This is a genomic window from Sphingobacterium sp. GW821-FHT03E03, assembly GCF_059420745.1.
The window spans coordinates 26,993-43,754 of the sequence record NZ_JBWKUH010000008.1 but is presented as its reverse complement, the minus strand read 5'-3'; the positions used below and the strand labels follow the sequence as shown (position 1 = coordinate 43,754).

Below are 16,762 nucleotides of genomic sequence, written 5' to 3'. Positions count from 1 at the left end.
TCCTTCATTGAAAAAATGATTAACCAAAAGCAGCAACATTGGGGCGTGCTGCTTAATATTAATTTTAACCAACACTAAAATATGATTAAAAATTGCTTATTGCAAATGCGCAATGGATATATTGTGCATTTTAGATTCATTATCGGGATGAAACTAGCCTTAATTATGACTACGTGTGCTGTAATCAATGTTTCAGCATCTGTATTTTCCCAACAAAAAGTGTCCTTGGATGTTCAAAAAACAAAACTGAGCAAGGTACTTAAACTGATCGAAGAGCAAAGTGATTATTATTTTGTCTATAATTCGACAAACGAGAATTTAAATAAAGAAGTGTCTGTCAATGTCAATAATACGAAGGTATTGGACGTGTTGGCGAAGCTTTTCAATAAAAGTGGACTGGCTTATTCAGTATCCAAAGAAGGACTTGTTGTGGTTAGTCAACAACAACAAGTTGTCGTTTCGGGTACGGTAACAGATGATAAAGGGAATCCGTTAGCGGGAGCCAGTGTACGTGTTAAAGGTACTGCTGTAGGGCGAGCGACAGATATTAATGGACGGTTTTCCATCGACGCCGCGACCGGCAATACGTTGATCGTTTCTTTTGCAGGCTATGCATCACAGGAATTGGCTGTGACCAAGGATGGCGATATGAAAATCATCTTAATCGAAGACAATCGCATGTTAAATGAGGTGGTGGTGACAGCATTGGGTATGAAAAAGGAAAAACGCTCTTTGGGATATTCAGTGACACAGGTTGCAGGAGAATCTTTGACTACAGCACGTGAAAATAACGTCATGAATTCACTTGTCGGAAAAGTAGCAGGTTTGGATATTAGTTCAACTTCAGGTGGGGCAGGGGCCGCATCAAATGTAACTATACGCGGTGTTTCCAGTCTGAATCAAACAAATCAACCCTTATATGTGATTAATGGTATACCTATGGAGAGTAAGCCGGTAGGTATAGGTAATGCGAATACTAAAGGAAACGCCGGTAGTCAGTGGGACAATGCCCCAGATTTAGGTGATGCAATCAGCAATATCAATCCTGACGACATCGAAAGTATTTCGGTATTAAAAGGAGCTGCTGCTTCAGCATTATATGGTTCGCGGGCAAAAGCAGGTGTTATTTTAATTACCACAAAATCTGGAAAGGGGAATTCGATAGATTTTAATAGCAATTTCGTAGGGGAACAAATTATAGATAATACCAACTGGCAAACAGTATATGGCCAGGGCGCTAATGGTGAGAAGCCAAATACACAAGCGGGTGCCGCTCAGGTTGGTGGTTCCAGTTGGGGTGCGAAGTTGGATGGTACACCGGTTGTGCAATTTGATGGAAAAGAAAGACCATATTCATTACAGAAGGGAAATCTTAAGAGGTTTTATAGAACAGGTTCGACATGGACAAATACTTTGGCATTGAATAAATCTTTTGAGGGTGGTTCAATCCGTCTATCAGGAACAAACGTAGATAATAGATCTGTTGTACCTAATTCGGGTCTTAAGAGACAGTCTTTCAATTTGGTCGGATTATTTGAGCCACTTAAAGGTTTGACTGTTGACGCACGTTATAATATGATTTTAGAGCAAGTGAAAAACCGTCCAATGGTATCTGATGGTGCTGGAAATGCCAATTATAACGCGATGTTTTTACCGACAAGTATTAATATCAATGATTTAAAGCCATGGAAAGGTGCTGATGGCAATGAGATTCTCTATAACGCAGGTAACGTTTATGCAACTAATCCTTGGTTTGCTGCAAATGAATTTGTCAACAATACCAATCGGGATCGCTCTATCGCTTCTGTAACTGCAAAATATACAATGAATAATGGCTTGTTTTTTCAGGGACGCGTGGGACGGGACGGATATTCCGATCACTACAAGAATGTAGTTCCTTCAGGTACGGGATATTACCCAAGTGGAAAGATTGCGGAGCAAGAAACAAAATTTGCAGATGTCAACACAGATATATTGATTGGCAAGTCTTTTGTAATAGGAGATTATACATTGACCCCCAATATTGGAGCTAGTTACAGAAATACGAAAATCAAACAGACCACGAATTTAGGAACGGATTTCGCCATATTTGGTGTGTATAATATATTAAACGCAAAAAATAAGTCTGTTGGTTATCTTGAGAGTGAATCGGAAACACAATCCACTTATGGTACATTGGAATTTGCCTATAAAGATGTCGCTTATTTAACCGGAAGTTTACGGTCAGATTGGTTTTCTACTTTAGCAACACCTGGATTTGACAATAAATTGAATTCTGTGTATCCGGCTGTTTCGGGTTCATTTATCTTTTCAGAATATTTAAAACCATCATGGTTGAGTTATGGAAAGTTGAGGGCCGGTTTTGCGCAAGTGGGACAAGCTACAGATCCATATCAAACCTTGTTAACTTATAATTTTAGGAGCGAAACGCTGAATGGGCAACCATTGGGAACAATTTCAAATGCAAACATTCCCAATTCTTCCTTAAAAGCTTCAACTGCAACAGAGTTGGAAATTGGAACTGAATTACGCCTTTTCAATGACCGCGTGAATTTAGATCTTACTTGGTATAACAAAAAGTCGAAAAATGAAATTTCGTTTATAACGACACCTTCTTCAAGTGGTTATACCGGTGCTGTGTTAAATGCAGGTGAAATGCAAAATAAGGGGTTTGAGGCATTAATTTCAGCAACAATTCTCAAATCAGAAAACTTTAAATGGGTTTCTTCATTGAACGGTTCATATAATGATAATAAAGTATTGTCTTTGGCCGAGGGAATGGATGAGCAATCTGTCGCAACTTCACGCTCAGGAGTAGGCTATTTAATGAATCGGGTAGGGATGCCTGCTTTCCAAATTATGGCATTTGACTATAAATACGACGATAATGGCAATATTGTTAAGGCTGATGATGGCTCTCCTGTTCGTGGTGATTTAAAACCTTATGGTTCTGCAATGAACAAATGGTTTGCGGGTTGGAACAATGAATTCAATTATAAACGCTTCAATTTTTCTTTTTTGATTGATGGAAAATGGGGTGGAAAGCTGTTTTCAGGAACGGATTATTACGGATACATTGCCGGATTACATCAAGAAACAGTAGCAGATCGCGAAAGTTTAGGCCGTACAGCAGCAACCTACTATACCAATACTGCAAACAATGTATCGAAGATATTTGTCAACAATGCTGATTTTGTTAAGCTACGTCAAATTGTTGTGGGATATACTTTCCCATCCAATTTATTTAATAACAAGATTAAGGCGATAACAGTTAGTGCTGTAGCGCGAAATCTTTGGATAATTATGAAAAAGACAAATAATATTGACCCTGAATCAAGTTACAATGCTACTTTTCCAGGTTTGGAACTCGGTGGTGTTCCCGCTGTACGTACGTATGGTATTAATTTAAGTGTTAAATTTTAATTGCAAATAATCATGAAAAGATATATAAAACCAGCATTTGTTAGCTTGGTTACAGTGGCTTCACTAATTTTAAGTAGCTGTACAAAAGATTTTGAAAAAATAAATACAGATCCAATTTCTTACAGCAAGGATAATTGGGATCCTAATTATACATTTAGTTCTGCTCAATTGTTTTATACAGGAAGTTTTGATTTTGCCTATGATACTTGGCGTGGAAATTTAATCTATTCGGCAACAATGATGCAGGGTTTGTCTACTGTAGTAAGTTATTGGGCAGGAGATAAATATATGTTAAACGAAAGTTACACGGCAGCTTATTGGGGTAATGGAACTGTCGGCGCCTATATTGAGCAGGTTAGAAATATTGTTGACGTAGTAGAGTTTACAAAAGATAAACCTAAATATGCAAATCTTCATCATGTCGCAAGAATTTGGAAGGCGTTGATATTTGCCCGTTTAACAGATCTGTATGGTGATGTTCCTTATTCTGAAGCAGGTGTGGGATTTTACAATAAAATCTATAAACCAAAATACGATAAACAACAAGACATCTACAACGATCTATTGAAGGAAATTGAAACGGCTACTGCAGCCTTAAAAGATGATGGTGATAAAGTAACCGGAGATGTTATCTACAAAGGCGATATTGCGAAATGGCGGAAATTTGGGAATTCGCTGTTGCTCCGCACAGCAATGCGCTTAGTGAAAGTAGATGAAGCCAAAGCCAAAGAATATGCCCAAAAGGCAATTGGGAAGACGATGACCAACAATGCGGATAATGCCTTTATCTTGCATGATGTGTCTGGTTCCCGGGTTACTCAGAACCGAAATAGCCAAGTACTCCTCGGAGATGGTGGACAGGAAAACTATTATGTAAAATGGTCCAAGACTTTTATTGATTATTTAAAATCAAATAATGATCCACGATTGAGAAAGGTTGCGGTGACTCAACTATACTTGTCTGAGAAAAGCAAAGACCAAAATGCTGGGTTTATAACTGATCCAGCAAAACAAAAAGGTATGCCTAATGGTAAGGATCTTGGATCCAATCCATTGTATAATATCAATGGAGATCCGAGCTATACTACTTTTCCAGATTATTCATCTCCTAATCCCAATATGGTTAAACGAACAGGTGCTACATTTATTTTAACCTACGGTGAGTCCGAGTTACTTTTAGCTGAGGCTGCACAAAGATGGGGAATAGGGGGGAGTGCTAGTGATCATTACAACAAAGGGGTTAAAGGTAGTATGACTTTCCTCGATCAATATGATGGATCAATGGCAATCAGTGAAGCGGATGCAGACGCTTATTTGAAGGCGCATCCATTTAATGTTGCAGATGGGTTGAAGCAAATAAACACACAGTATTGGGCGCATACGATCACAATGCTTGATTTTTATGAAACTTGGAGTAACTGGCGTAGAACAGGCTTCCCAGTGCTAACTCCTGTAAATTATCCAGGGAATGCAACTTCTGCCACTATTCCACGTCGCTTTCCTTATCCTGCAAATGAAGCGGCTATCAATGGAGAAAACTATAAGGCAGCCTCTTCAGCAGTACCCGGCGGTGATAATCTTGCAGGCCGAGTCTGGTGGGACAAATAATTACAATGGTTTGTTTTTTATGAGGCTGAACTTTCGTAGTTTGGCCTCTTTAAACCTTTTATAAAATACTATGAACCTAAAAAATCAAATTTTACTAATCGCGGCTTTGCCATGGATTCTCCTTTCCTGTAATAACGTAGGTGATAAAACGAAGGAAAATGAGACCACAAAAAACAAAACCTTGACAGGGACGTACAGACTCTTAGAGGCTAAAACTATCAAAGGGAAAGACACTGTGACTGCTTTCACTGATACAAGCAAAACCGAAATGTTTAAAATGTTTAATGAAGATCATTTTTCATTTTTCAATCATGATAAAGAAAAGGGGAAAGGAAAGGAACCTCATTTTATTGCGGGGGGTGGAACTTATTCTTTTGATGGTAAAAAATATCAGGAGCGATTGCAATACTGTAGCCTCCGCGATTGGGAAAGTAAGAAGTTTGATTTTGAGTTGGAATTTAAAGGGGATACGCTTGTCCAACATGGGGAAGAGAATTTGCCCGAACTGGGGGTAAAACATACGATTATTGAAACTTATCTGAAAGTGAAATAAAGCGCTCTTATTGAGGAGTTCACAAAACTTCATTAAGTATATTTTGTTAATGCAAGCACCCGTGGTATTTTCCATGGGTGTTTTTTGTAGATTTAAAACCTAAAAAAATAGATTTATTGCTGCTCACAAATAGCATGTTATTTATTTTAGAAAAAAAATAAAATTAAATTGCAACATTTTCCAGAATGATCCGACTATACAATAGAAACATAGGAATTAACAGTATTAAATAGTAAACGTGCAAAACCAACTTAGCGATAAAGATCTATTAGCGATGTGCCAATCCGGTAACGAGTCGGGCTTTGCACAGCTCTATCATCGCTATGCGAAGAAGATTTTTAACTCGATCTATCGGATTTTGTCAAATCAGGAGGAAAGTGAGGATGTTTTGCAGGAGACTTTTGTGGAGTTTTTCTCAAAATCGGATAAGTGGCAGGCGGTACTTAGTGTTGAAGCCTGGTTGAGAAGGATGGGAGTGAATAAGGCTATTTCTCTTTTACGGAAAAATAAGCAGTATTATACACCTATTGATGATCTGGAAATCCAGGATGAAGGCGAAGATGAACTGTTGGAAAAGGAGTGGCGAGAATGTCGGCTGACTGATTTGGAATCAGTCATTGATCAGCTGAGCGGGATACCCAAGATGGTGATCAATCTGTATCTTTTTGAAGATATGAGCCACGATGAAGTCGCGGAATCTTTGGGAATGACAGCGGTAGCGGTGCGGAGTCAATACCATCGCGCCAAAAAGAAAATTTACGAACAATTGAAGGAGAGGTATAATTATGCGGGATAATTTGAAGGATTTTGTGAACACCAATCGGGATGCATTTGACCGTAAAGAACCGTCATCGGATTTATGGAATAAAATCAGACCACAGGTTGTTCCTCCGGTACAGGAAAAGAAGATTAAACCTTTGTGGCGATGGGCAAGTATTGCGGCAGCTACATTATTGGTCGGATCTGCGGCTTTTGTCATCTTCAATCAGGAGAAAAAGGATGATCATTTGGGCAGAGTAGCAGATTTGAAATCTGCCCCTGTTCAGAAAGAGCCAGTGGATATCCTGCGCCCATCTCAACAAGAGGTAGCAGTAGAAGCTGGTCAGAAGGAACCGATACGGTCAATACAGACGATGACAAGTATGCCAAAAATACATCGTGAGGTTAACAGGACGGCGCAAAAGGTTCCTGTAGATAAGAAAGAAGGGCTTGAAAAAGATTATATGCAAATGCTTCAGGATTCTGTTTGGGCAAGTACAAGATTAGCAGCCGTACTCGCACTCCAAAAACAAGGAAATCTGAAAGAGGATGCAGCACATGCATTAGAGAAAATAGCTGTTTCGGATGAGAGCAGTAATGTGCGTATGGCAGCGATTGAGACCTTGCTGGACGGAATGACACCAGAAGTTAGGCAGCAAAAGGTTCAGGACTTTTTTGTCGCACAGAATGATCCGACATTACAGGTTGAGCTGATGCAGATGATTGCACAAAGAGATGAAGCGGAAATGAAAAATAGTACAAAGGATAAGCTGAACGCGATTGTAGAGGATCCCTTTACATTAAAATTTGTGAAAGAGCAAGCTTATGCGGTATTGCTGAACCACTAGAACAAACAATATATACGATGAAGCTGTAGAGACGTGCTAAGCTAATGGAATAAACCTCCGCACTTCATTACCTTAACAAAAGGAGCTTGTGAGCTCATAAATACCATTGAAAAAATGGACTAGAAAGTAATAATTATGAAGATGAAACCATTATGATTTATTCAATCACACAAGGGAGAATAAATCTGATAGCTTCATCACAATTAAAAAAAAATTATACAGATGGAAAAGATAAGAATAATGATTATGGGAATGGCACTGCTCTTTGCTAATGCATTGCAGGCCCAAATAACGGAGAATGCAGAACGCGCCGTTCCGCCAAAGGCACCTAGACCTCCTAAAACAATGAGAATGCCTCATGGTGATAGTGAGAAGAGAGTTTGGAAAGAAATTAAAGTCCCCAATGTAGGCGAGAAGCTATTGCTGAAATTTGACAATGTCTCTATCGAGGGCTATAATGGAAAAGATGTTGTGATTACAGCGAAGGTGGAGGAACAGGAAGAGAACGACCGGGCTAAAGGATTGCGTGTAGTCAATGGTTCTGGCCTTTCCGATAATTCGGGAATGGGAATGAACATTCAAAATATTGCTGGTGTTACGGAAATCAGTATGGTTGGTATGCCACTGGAGGATTCTGTGCATGTTCGGGTTCCTTTTGATCTATCGATTAGTGTGAGAGGTGGTCGTGGAGGGTTCTTTAATGGCGGTGGTATTGAAATAAAAGATATTAGAGCCGAGGTCGAGATCGCTAGTACAATGGGAGATGTTAAGGTGATCAATGTCACTGGACCGCTCAATGTGAAAGTCGCTCAGGGCGACGTGGTCGCTAAATTTGTGCAACCAGTCAAAGGGCCTATCTCACTCATCGCAGCAATGGGCGCGGTGGACGTAGCCTTCCCGGTAAAATTCGGCGCTAACGTAGATATGAAGACCTCAATGGGGAATATTTACGCTGCAGATGAATTTCAATTTGAAAAGCCTGTTGAGGAGCCTAAAAGTGTTTACAACATGTCAAATACTGTAAAGGGAAAGATGAATGGTGGCGGACAGGACGTGATCTTGAAAACTTCTATGGGGGATATTTATATTAGAACCCAAAAGTAGTATGTGAAGTCCTGAAATAGGTATGCTATTTTCTGATTTACAAAAACCCTTAAATACTGAGTCGGTATTTAAGGGTTTTTTGTGCGTTTTTTTTCTAAGTAAAGCCTTGAAATAGTTAGACTATTTTTTTGGTTCCATACGAACTAAATATTGATCATGTTCATCTTCATATAGAATCTGAACAACCCAGCCTAGTTCATGGGCTATTTTGATCAGTTTATCCTGATCTAGATAAAGCCATTTGAAGGGATTTCCCTTTTGTCCTTTATATTCGTATTGATATTGGATCTCTCCAAAATAATGGCTGGGTTTTTTGATGTTATAATCCTCGTAGAGATAACCGATATCGGATGAATCAAAAATAAGCTGCCCTCTATCGGTCAGGAGCTCTTTACTATGCTGCAACAGCTTTTTAAAACCGTCAATGTCGCCAGCGATACCTACACCATTCATAAGAAACAAAAGCGTATCATACTTTTGTCCACTGAATTCATAGAAATCTTTGCATATGATATGTTGCACACCACGCTGTTGCATGATGTGACAAGCTGTTTGCGATATTTCCAGCGCATCGACCTCAAATCCCTTTTCTTGTAGATATAAGCTGTGACTGCCTACGCCGGCCCCCACATCTAATACCCGGCCGTCACAGAGTGATAATCCGATGAATTCCAGTTCTGGAAAATCGTCAGCATCCCTAAAGAAAATTTCTACAGGCATTTCGTCTTGGTCGCCATAGCTTGTATGCAGTATTAAAGGGAATTTTTCTTCTTGATGGATAAAGTAATCATCCAGGGCCTCACCATATACGTCTCTATGCATTGTCATTATCAATCATTAATACTTTTTTTGCGATATAGATGGAATCTTCATCGCCAGTGTGCTTCATAGGTTCATCCGATAGTTTGATGACTGGAGTCCATTGATCATCTTCCGGAAGAGCATCAGTCATTTTGATGACAATATTCATGGGTCTAAGTCCTACATCGTTTGTAAAGTTGGTCCCCACACCAAATGAGTGTAATATTTTGCCTTCGCAGTAGCTTGCAATTCTTTCGACCTTGTCGTAATCCAGGCCATCAGAAAATATAATTGTCTTTGACAATGGATCGATACCATTTTTCTTGTAGTGTGCAATAACCTTGTCTGTAAACTCTAGCGGGTCACCACTGTCGTGACGTACTCCATCAAATAATTTGGTAAGCTTTTTATCGAATTGTTGAAAGAAAACTTCCGTTGTATAGGTGTCAGACAGCGCAATTCCAAGATCACCGCGATAAACATCCGACCAGTGCTCCAATCCTAATAGGTTGGCCATTTTGTAGCCATATTTTGCCGCATGAAACATAAACCATTCGTGTGCATGTGTACCAATTGGTTTGGTTTCATATTTCATTGCCAGGTGAACATTACTGGTTCCGATAAAGGTTTTTTCTCCGTATTGTTTTAATGTACGGACAACCAAGTCGTGGACTTCATAGGAATGTCTTCTGCGGGTGCCAAAATCGGCAATTGTGATATGCAGCTTTTTATATTTCTCGATTTTATCTTTGGCCGTTGCAATAACCTCTTCATCTGACGCGCGAACCAAATCCTGAGATTCATAGAAAAGCTCACAGATCAGTGACATGAGCGGTACCTCCCAAAGAATCGTTCGATACCAATACCCTTCGATAACAACTTCGAGATCGGGGCCATCCTGTGTGATTTTTATTTCATCGGGATCATACCGATAACCTTGTAGAAAATCAAAATAGGTCGGATCAATGTAGGGACAAGTCCGCGCAAAAAAAGCTTTCTCAGCTTTGGTAAGCCGTAGGTCTGCCATTTCGTTTACAGCCTCCTTTAAAAGAATGTCAAATCCTTCCGGAAACTTATGATGCCCCCGATTGATAAAGTGGTAGCGTGCTTTTGCCTTTGGAAATAGCTTGACTACCGCATTCTGCATCGTGAATTTGTAAAAGTCGTTATCTAATATAGAGGTGAATGAAGCCATCTTTATTAATCTGATTTTTGTTTGAAGCCGTAAATTTACTAATTAACATGAAAATGTGCGGATTGTTCATCATAAATAAAACAAGAGTCAATACAAGTTGGATGCTAAAAAAACGGGCCAGTGATGTGCTGACCCGTTTTTTTACTTTATAAATTTGATCTGTTATCGTGTTCTTGAACTACCTCCTGAACGAGTTGATCCTTCAGATGATCTGGTTCTTGGAGCTGAAGAACTTCCTGTATTCGAGGAATTTGATCTTTCAACTGCGGGAGCCGAGGACCGTGTTCGGGTATTCTCATAGCTTCTGTTTTGCACCGGTTGGCTCGGTTGCGCTGCAGGTTGACTAGAGCGCGATCTGCTGTTGCCAGTGTCATAACTTCTATTTTGCACCGGTTGACTAGGTTGTGATACAGGTTGACTAGAGCGTGTTCTAGTATTGCCAGCATCATAATTTCCATTTCGTTGCGGCATTGTTGTTGGCTGCCCACTGCGGGATGAACCCGCATCACCTGTAGTGCTGGTGCCTGTTCTTACTCGTGTATTATAGTCCGAATTTCGGCTGTTGACAACACCACCGTTGTCAACAGCATTTCCTTGTCTGGTTCTACTGGTAGAAGTAGGGTTATTCGTATTTGATGGATTAGACTCTCTGCCGGATCGGGTTCTAAAATCGTAATTGTCTGAAGTAGGTGTTGTACCTACATTATTTCTATTGTTCGAACTATTGTCTCTTGTACGTCCATTAGTATTACTGGAGCTACGTGTAGATCCGCTATTATTATTCGCATCATTGCGTGATCTTACCGAGGCATTACCGCTATTGTCAATATATAACTCACGATTTCCAGATCTGGTATTGATGTTATCCCGGTTGGAAATGACACGATTGTTGCGGTCCGAAATTTCACTATTATTACTACGTGTTCGAGTTGAAGCGTCAACAACATTGGTCGGACGTGCAGATGAGCGTGTGTTGCGGTCTACATTCGGACGATACATATTGATTTCGCTTGATCTTGTACTGCTATTGCTGCTGCGCACCGATCCTGGTCGATCTACATTGTTAATACGGTTTACGTTGACAGTTCTACCTGTATAACGTTCGATGTCAGATCTACGGGGGCCGCCCACATAATAGTTATTATTGATGATCGTCGTATTGTTGATCACTGTGGTTCTATTATAGATATTGTTATAATTTCGACGGTTCACATAATATCTATCCATGTTTCGGTTCATAAAATGATTGACCGAAACAAAGGTCCAGAAGTTCATTGGGATATTGACCGAGACATTGATATTCATGCCCGGGCCTAATGGAGCCCAACCATAATAATCATTGCTTTGGCGCCAGTTTACCCATGCTGGTCCCCATTCGTAATCTGGAACCCATCCCCAACCATAACGATCGTTGTAGTTCCATCGGCCGTAGTGGAAAGGAGCCCACCCCCAATCGTAATTGGAGACCCATGTGTTACCATAATCTGTCATGGACCAGTAACCATTGGTTGCATAAGGCTGGAAGTCAGGACCGGCATCAGGAATCCACACATATCCATAGTTTGGATCATTCACCCATTGTCCGTATGGTGAAAGTTCATCATAGAACGTCTGAAATGAAACACCAGAATTGTTATAGTTATTATAACCTGTATATCCTCCTCTTTGCGCCATCGTAGTAGTACAACTTGTAAAGGAAGCCACACCGATTAACCCCAGTACCCAATATTTTATGTTTCCTAAATTTTTCATCTTCGTAATATTTTAAGTAAGACAAAACTCTATGCTATTGTCTTTGTTATTATGACAGCATAACGTATTAAATGGTTTAATCAGTACACTATAAATCTGATTTTTTTTATATAAAAGTCAAATTGATGATCTTTTTACATAAACGACAATTTTAGATACATATTTTTTATTTACCTTTACCGCTCGAATTGTTACGTGTTTGTTGAGCATATGAGGTGTTTTATGACACATTAATTTGACATAGACATATTTTTAAATGGCTAAAAAACTTCAGACTTTTTTTCTAGAATTCGCAAACATTCATCGTTTCTTATTACGGTTTTGGCGCGAATTAGTAACTCCACCATATGAATTCAAAGAAATTATACGCCAATGCTATGAAATAGGCTATAAATCTTTGCCTTTGATTAGTTTAACAGGATTTATCGTTGGCTTTGTTTTTACGAAACAATCTCGTCCTTCCTTGGAAGAATTTGGTGCAACCTCGATGTTGCCATCGCTAATTTCAATTGCGATTGTCCGTGCGCTGGCCCCCCTGGTAACAGCTTTGATTGCATCGGGTAAAGTGGGGTCGCAGATCGGTGCTGAATTAAGTTCAATGAATGTGACTGAACAGATAGATGCGATGGAGGTGTCAGGTACTAATCCTTATAAATATTTGATTGTAAGTAGAATTTTAGCTACAACTATTGGTATTCCTGTGCTATGTTTTTATGTGGCAGGTATTGGCCTTTTAGGTGGTTATCTGAGTATGATGAGTAAAGATGACTTGAGTTTTTTGAGTTTTTTTACGCAGGTATTTGAAACAATTGCCTTCAAGGATTTAGGTGCTATGGTATTACGTGCTGTAATATTTGGCTTTACTATTGGAGCTGTAAGTTGCTATTGTGGTTATTTTTCCTCTAAAGGTACTGAAGGAGTAGGTAAGGCAGCCAATGCGGCCGTTGTTGCTTCGATGTTTCTTGTCTTTATTGAGGAGATAATTATTGTTCAGATTTTGTCGTTCTTTGGATAGTGGTATATGGAAAAGGCTAAAGTAAATATAGATCATTCTCAATCAGTCATTGAAATCAGAAATGTGAGTAAATCTTTTGGGGATAACCATGTACTCAAGGAGGTTAACCTAGATTTATATAAAGAGGAAAATCTTGTTGTGTTAGGACGTTCAGGTACAGGTAAATCAGTTTTGATCAAGCTGATTTCGGGATTATTAAAACCTGATGAAGGAACAATTGATGTATTGGGTGAATCTGTCACGTCGTTAAATGATCGTGAGTTGCGTGAATTACGATTAAAAATTGGTTTTTCTTTCCAGAATAGTGCACTCTATGATAGTATGACGGTTCGTGAGAATTTGGAGTTTCCATTGGTGAGAAATAAACGAAATCTCACACGATCTGAGATTAATCATGCTGTGGAGGAAGTGTTGGATGGTGTAGGTTTATCTCAGGCCATCAACCAAATGCCATCTGAATTGTCGGGAGGTCAACGTAAGCGGATTGGTATCGCGCGTACCTTGATCCTTCGGCCGGAGATTATGATGTATGATGAGCCTACAGCAGGTCTCGATCCGATCACTTGTTTGGATATCAATGGATTGATCAATGAGGTTCAGGAGCGGTATAAGACATCATCAATTATTATTACACATGATTTGGCCTGTGCGAAGGAAGTAGGTGATCGTATTGTGATGCTATTGGATGGTAAGTTTGAAAGACAAGGTTCTTTTGAAGAAATTTTTGATACAGATGACGCACGTGTTAAGGCGTTTTATAATTATAATTTTATTCTATAATATACATGAGTAAGGCAGAAAATAAAAGAGCAATCATTGTTGGTATTTTTGTTTTTTTAGGCGTATTGATTCTTTTGGCCGGGATTTTTATTTTAGGCGGTCAACAAAAGAAATTTACAAGAAACATCGAGATTGCAACTTCATTTCCTGATGTTGCAGGATTGAAAGTAGGAAGTAATGTTTGGTTTTCTGGGGTTAAGGTGGGGATCATTAAAAATATCCATTTTAAAAGTGTACAGGATGTCGAAGTTGTTTTAACTATTGAAGAGAAATCTGCAGAATATATTCGTAAAGATGCTGTCACAAAATTGGGCTCTGATGGATTGATAGGTAATAAAATTGTCGTTATCACTGGGGGGTCCCAAAATGCACCTACTGTGGAAACTGGTGATTTTTTAAGATCAGCGAAAACTGCCGACATGGAGGCCATGATGGAAACATTGCAGGTAAATAACGAAAACTTGGCTAAGATTACGACAGACTTTGTCGAGATATCACGTGGTTTGGCAGATGGTAAAGGTATGGTTGGTGCAATGCTGACCGATACGGCGATGGTGAATACGTTACGTGCGAGCTTATTGTCCATCAGTGCTGCAATGAATAATGCCAATAAAGCATCTGCGAATTTGGTTACATTGACAAATTCACTGAATAGCAATAAAGGGTTGATCCACGATCTGACTACCGATACTGCCATCTTTTCAAATTTGCGTCAGTCTGCAGCGCAGTTGCAGGGGGTATCACAGACTGCAAATGCATTGATCAATAACTTGAATAATGCCTCTAGTCGATTGAACGATAAAGACAATGCGGTTGGTGTCCTATTGAATGATCCTGCTTCAGCAAATCAAATTAAGTCAGCCATTAATAATCTGAATTCTAGTACTGAAAAGTTGGATGAAAATATGGAAGCTTTGCAACATAATTTCTTGTTAAGAGGCTTCTTTAAGAAAAAAATGAAAGAGAACGCTAAAAAAGCAGAAGCACTAAAGGCAGATAGTGTACAATAAGTTTTAGTAAGAAGATATGAAAAGGCTTTACGCTTGCGTAGGGCCTTTTTTCGGTATTTCAATCCGATTTTTTAGATAATAACAGAGGTTTGAGTAACCTTTTAGTATAGAAGAAATGAATAAATCTGAAATTACAGATAAAGAGGTGATCTTTGAAGATAATCATCTGATAGCGATTAATAAAAAAGCGGGCGATATTGTGCAGGTTGACGAAACTAGGGATCTTTCATTGGAGGATATGGTGAAGATCTATCTGAAAAAGAAATATGACAAGCCCAATGATGCTTATGTTGGTGTCATCCATCGTTTGGATAGACCTGTTAGTGGCATGATTCTTTTCGCGAAGACAAGTAAAGCCCTCGAACGTATGAATAAGTTCTTTCAAGACCGGATGGTGAAAAAAACTTATTTTGCAATCGTACGGCAACGCCCACGTAATGCCGAAGGTAAATTGATCAACTGGTTAATTCGAAATAGGCAGACAAGAGTAACGAAAGCATTCCCTCGTGAAGTGAAAGGCGGTACCTACGCTGAATTGGACTATGCGATAGTGGGTGAATTAAATGGATTCTACCTATTGCGGGTTGAACCCCTTACTGGTCGTACACATCAGATACGAGCGCAGTTGGCAGCAATGGGTTGTCCTATTGTTGGCGATAACAAATACGGGTATCCAAGAGGAAGCTCACTGGGAAGTATCTGTTTACACTCACGGTCGTTAGCGTTTACACATCCCATTAAAAAAGAAAAGATGGAATTGGTGGCCTCATTGCCGCAAGATGGTTTTTGGGACAAATTTGAAGTATTGGTGGGCTAATCGCTAAATTTTCAGTAACTTTGGACTATGAAATGGTTTAAATATCTACTCGTAATATTTACCCTAAGCTGCTCGACAGTATCTATTTCTCAAGCACAATGTGCCATGTGTACGTTGACTGCTGAGAATTCTACCAAAGACGGTAATATGCAAGGAAGAGGGTTGAATGATGGTATCTTATTTTTATTGGTAATTCCCTATTTGGCAGCTGCAGGACTGGGGTATCTATGGTATAAGAAATACCGTAAAAAGAATCCGCCAACCAAGAAATTTATTAACGAGATAAAATAGAATCTGATGCCGACATCTAAATTTCACGCAATGATTCATTCCAAATGTCCTAAATGTCATGTTGGAAATGTATTTGAAGGAAAGGTTTATAGCCTACGCAAGCAGCAGATGAATGATGTTTGCCCACATTGTGGTGTTAAATATGAAGTTGAGCCGGGCTATTTTTATGCGGCGATGTATGTCAGTTATGCGCTTTCTGTTGCTGAGATTGTATCTGTATCTGTCGCTATTGCAGTTTTAACCGGAAGTGAGTCTCCTTGGTTCTATTTGGTTGGCTTGGCGGTTACTATCTTAGTTTTTGCGCCGTTTAATTTTAGGTACGCGAGATTGATCCTATTACATTTCTTAACGCCTAAAATAAGTTATGATCCACGCTATGAATTAGCTTTGGAAATTGGTGAAAAGGATCAGGAATCCAAGGGAAATAAGATAAATTAAGAATTTTAGTTTGTATACATACTTAAAAAAATAAAGAGCCCTAGAGCTCTTTATTTTTTTAAGTATTTCATTGTACTGTCGAAAAGGAAGACTTTGTCCTTGTACAGCTCTGAAATAAATTGTTGTAATGGTATCAAATGTACCTGTTGGAAGTCCGCAATATGTTCTTCTGAAGGTAAAACTACTTGGATGCAATAAGTCATTCCTTCATGGGGTGACTGGAGCATTTCGAGGAAATGCACTTGGAATTTTTGGGATTGCACGATATTATCCTGAATCCAAGAAACGATGTCATTGTGGATCGTTTCTTCTGCTATAACAGAGATATTGTATAAAAACATAAACAAAAATACGGTTTTATACGCTAT

General features: G+C 39.2%; 16 protein-coding genes. 12 read left to right on the top strand and 4 right to left on the bottom strand.

The window, feature by feature from the left end; genetic code table 11:
• Positions 1–165: 165 nt before the first annotated feature.
• From AC07UV_RS11550 to AC07UV_RS11525, 6 genes are all read left to right on the top strand, one after another.
• Entirely contained in the window at positions 166–3,423 is a 3,258-nt protein-coding gene (locus AC07UV_RS11550; RefSeq protein WP_495183850.1) for a SusC/RagA family TonB-linked outer membrane protein, read from the top strand.
• Between the two features lie 12 nt (positions 3,424–3,435).
• Entirely contained in the window at positions 3,436–5,031 is a 1,596-nt protein-coding gene (locus AC07UV_RS11545; RefSeq protein WP_495183849.1) for a SusD/RagB family nutrient-binding outer membrane lipoprotein, read from the top strand.
• Between the two features lie 70 nt (positions 5,032–5,101).
• Positions 5,102–5,584 (top strand): hypothetical protein, encoded by a 483-nt coding sequence (locus tag AC07UV_RS11540; protein ID WP_282253328.1) that lies wholly within the window; start codon positions 5,102–5,104, stop codon positions 5,582–5,584.
• Between the two features lie 238 nt (positions 5,585–5,822).
• Positions 5,823–6,380 carry an RNA polymerase sigma factor gene (locus AC07UV_RS11535; protein WP_282253329.1) on the top strand — a complete coding sequence of 186 codons (558 nt, stop codon included), beginning with the start codon at positions 5,823–5,825 and terminating at the stop codon, positions 6,378–6,380.
• On the top strand, positions 6,370–7,191 hold the full coding sequence (locus AC07UV_RS11530; RefSeq protein WP_495183848.1) for a HEAT repeat domain-containing protein: 822 nt from the start codon (positions 6,370–6,372) through the stop codon (positions 7,189–7,191). Before AC07UV_RS11535 ends, AC07UV_RS11530 begins: the two co-directional genes overlap by 11 nt.
• 222 nt (positions 7,192–7,413) lie before the next feature.
• Positions 7,414–8,295 (top strand): DUF4097 family beta strand repeat-containing protein, encoded by an 882-nt coding sequence (locus AC07UV_RS11525; RefSeq protein ID WP_282253331.1) that lies wholly within the window; start codon positions 7,414–7,416, stop codon positions 8,293–8,295.
• A 120-nt stretch (positions 8,296–8,415) separates the two neighbouring features.
• Here AC07UV_RS11525 and AC07UV_RS11520 read toward each other — a convergent pair whose 3' ends face one another.
• The 3 genes from AC07UV_RS11520 to AC07UV_RS11510 form a co-directional block, all read right to left on the bottom strand.
• Entirely contained in the window at positions 8,416–9,117 is a 702-nt protein-coding gene (locus AC07UV_RS11520; protein ID WP_495183847.1) for a class I SAM-dependent methyltransferase, read from the bottom strand.
• Positions 9,110–10,291, bottom strand: coding sequence for a nicotinate phosphoribosyltransferase (gene pncB, locus AC07UV_RS11515; protein ID WP_495183846.1), 1,182 nt, complete (start codon positions 10,289–10,291; stop codon positions 9,110–9,112). Before pncB ends, AC07UV_RS11520 begins: the two co-directional genes overlap by 8 nt.
• 162 nt (positions 10,292–10,453) lie before the next feature.
• Positions 10,454–12,043: a DUF6600 domain-containing protein gene (locus tag AC07UV_RS11510; protein ID WP_495183845.1), complete on the bottom strand. Its 1,590-nt coding sequence runs from the start codon at positions 12,041–12,043 to the stop codon at positions 10,454–10,456.
• A gap of 256 nt (positions 12,044–12,299) precedes the next feature.
• Here AC07UV_RS11510 and AC07UV_RS11505 point away from each other — a divergent pair, with 256 nt between their 5' ends.
• The 6 genes from AC07UV_RS11505 (at position 12,300) to AC07UV_RS11480 (ending at position 16,394) form a co-directional block, all read left to right on the top strand.
• Positions 12,300–13,058, top strand: coding sequence for an MlaE family ABC transporter permease (locus AC07UV_RS11505; protein ID WP_077438387.1), 759 nt, complete (start codon positions 12,300–12,302; stop codon positions 13,056–13,058).
• A 6-nt stretch (positions 13,059–13,064) separates the two neighbouring features.
• Positions 13,065–13,838, top strand: coding sequence for an ABC transporter ATP-binding protein (locus AC07UV_RS11500; protein WP_259187254.1), 774 nt, complete (start codon positions 13,065–13,067; stop codon positions 13,836–13,838).
• Positions 13,839–13,843: 5 nt separating this feature from the next.
• Entirely contained in the window at positions 13,844–14,848 is a 1,005-nt protein-coding gene (locus AC07UV_RS11495) for an MlaD family protein (RefSeq protein WP_495183844.1), read from the top strand.
• 115 nt (positions 14,849–14,963) lie between these two features.
• A complete protein-coding gene (locus AC07UV_RS11490) occupies positions 14,964–15,665 on the top strand; it encodes an RluA family pseudouridine synthase (RefSeq protein ID WP_495183843.1) in 702 nt (233 codons plus the stop codon).
• Positions 15,666–15,692: 27 nt separating this feature from the next.
• On the top strand, positions 15,693–15,956 hold the full coding sequence (locus AC07UV_RS11485; RefSeq protein ID WP_120259909.1) for a hypothetical protein: 264 nt from the start codon (positions 15,693–15,695) through the stop codon (positions 15,954–15,956).
• A gap of 6 nt (positions 15,957–15,962) precedes the next feature.
• Positions 15,963–16,394, top strand: a complete 432-nt coding sequence (locus tag AC07UV_RS11480) for a DUF983 domain-containing protein (RefSeq protein WP_495183842.1) — start codon at positions 15,963–15,965, stop codon at positions 16,392–16,394.
• A 50-nt stretch (positions 16,395–16,444) separates the two neighbouring features.
• Here the strand turns inward: AC07UV_RS11480 and AC07UV_RS11475 are convergent, their stop codons facing one another.
• The gene (locus AC07UV_RS11475) at positions 16,445–16,735 is read right to left on the bottom strand and encodes a DUF4286 family protein (protein ID WP_495183841.1); all 291 of its coding nucleotides are present in this window, start codon (positions 16,733–16,735) and stop codon (positions 16,445–16,447) included.
• Positions 16,736–16,762 lie beyond the last annotated feature (27 nt).